Genomic DNA, 1,895 nt, shown 5'->3' on the forward strand with positions numbered 1-1,895 from the left:
TCGTGGCGGGGCTTTTGATGCCCGATCTCTACGTCCACGAGGTCTCGCGCAAAAAGGGCAAAACGACGAAAAACGAGCGCAAAATCTACGCCTTCGACTACGCGCGCAAAATGATAAAATTTCAAAAGTTCAAGGGCGCAGGCGGCGAGCTGCAGCTCGTAAGCGATGAAATTTTGCCCTATTTTGCGACGAACGACCTGTTGAGTTTGTTTTTTAATTTCTCTAAAATCCCGCACTCGGGCGATAAATTTTTCGTCCGAGCCGCGGGCGCAAAAAGCGCCGACGGAAGGATCGACATCGAAAGGCCGCGCGGAAGCGCCGCCGCAAATATCGCGAGCGAGCTTGGCGTCGCGCCGCCTAGTGATGCGGATGCAAACTCCGGCGCAACGGCAAGCGCAAGCTCTAGCGGAGCAGACACGAAAACCGGCACAACGGACGCAAATTTTAAAGGGCGCGGCGCGGGCGCAGATAAGCAGGCTGCGGCGATCTACGTGGTTTTCATCAACCAGCCGATATTTTCGAGCAGCCGAGGCGAGCTGCACCTGAGCCTAAACGAACGCGGTTACGCCGATCGCGCCGTTTTGAAGGACGTGCTGCTCTTCGGCGACATCCGCGCGCGGCTTGTGGAATGAGACTTCGTAAATTCGAAAAATGCCTGAGTTAAAAATTTTTAACTCTTAAAAGATAATTTGGCGCGTCTAGATCTTTATTAAATTTTAGTTTCATATATTTTTTAAGCTCGTTATATTCTTTATTAGTGGGTATAAATATAAAAAATTTATTGTAAAGCGCGTCTATAATTAAAGCATCGACAAACCTACATGAAAATAATCCGCCCTTAAACAGATGAAAAATCATTTGCGGTATAAAAAGAAAGATAATCGCTCCCATGCAGCAAAATAACATTATAAAGACTATCATAGAGTCATCAAATATCGCACCATAAATATAAGCGAGTACGTATATGGCGAGGCAGGTTTTTCCTATAATTCTTTCCGTTTCCGTGTATTTTCGTGTTTCGCTTTCATAAACAAGAGCGAAAGTCTTTTTAAAATACAAAATCTCATCAAATTTCATTACGAGCTGCTCGCCTGATTTTATACATTTTATGCTTGAGTTTAAAAATATAAATTTCCTTCCGTAATGCTGCGAAAAACCCTTAAGAGCCCTAGCAACCAAAGGTGCAGTGAGCAAAATATTTGCAACTTTTCTATCATAAGGGATGTTGGACACTAAATTTATAAACATAGCAAAACAAAGCAACGCTACTATAGCTATAATATTTACGATCGGCATATAGTCTTTGATGACCAACGGTTCTTTATCGTAATCACGAGTTTTAACGCCTCGTGATGAAACACCGCCCGGGTTTAAATTTTGAAATTTTACCTCGGTTTGTGAGTTTAAATTCGTGCCTTTTAAATTTGTATCTCGAAAATTTGCGCCGCAAAGATGATCGGGTTGCGATTCGGGGTCTGTTTGATTAAAATTCGCATTTTTAAAGCTTTTGCTACTCAAATTTGCATCGTTTAAATTTAATGATATACGATCCGCCGCATCGCTTAAATCCGTATCGTCAAAAATTTCGACGCTAGCGCCTTTTCGCAGCTTTTGTTTTAAAATTCGGCGCTGTTCGTTTAGAAGCTTTTTTGATTCCTCAAGCAGCACTTTATCCAAAAAATATCCTTAAGCTTAAATGCTCGTATTTTATAATTTCAGGCTTAAATCGCAATAAATCGCGCCTGTTTCGCGCATTTTTGATTTTATTTAAAATGTGTTTTGCATAGCGCCGCATGCGCGAAATGACGGCAGCAAGGCGCGCGGCAACGGAAACAAACCGCGTTTTTGGATCGATTTATTTCTTAAATTTTCTTATGAAATCGCTCGCGTCCCGC

Annotated in this window: 2 protein-coding genes; one reads left to right on the forward strand and one right to left on the reverse strand. The window is 42.4% G+C overall.

Going from position 1 to position 1,895, the window contains the following annotated elements; genetic code table 11:
• The coding region (locus tag Q0614_RS06510; protein ID WP_298787418.1) for a hypothetical protein at positions 1–632 on the forward strand (632 nt) is incomplete at its 5' end.
• Positions 633–660: 28 nt separating this feature from the next.
• Here Q0614_RS06510 and Q0614_RS06515 read toward each other — a convergent pair.
• Positions 661–1,677: a hypothetical protein gene (locus Q0614_RS06515; RefSeq protein WP_298787420.1), complete on the reverse strand. Its 1,017-nt coding sequence runs from the start codon at positions 1,675–1,677 to the stop codon at positions 661–663.
• Positions 1,678–1,895 lie beyond the last annotated feature (218 nt).

It is taken from the genome of uncultured Campylobacter sp. (assembly GCF_937997595.1).
GTDB lineage: Bacteria > Campylobacterota > Campylobacteria > Campylobacterales > Campylobacteraceae > Campylobacter_B.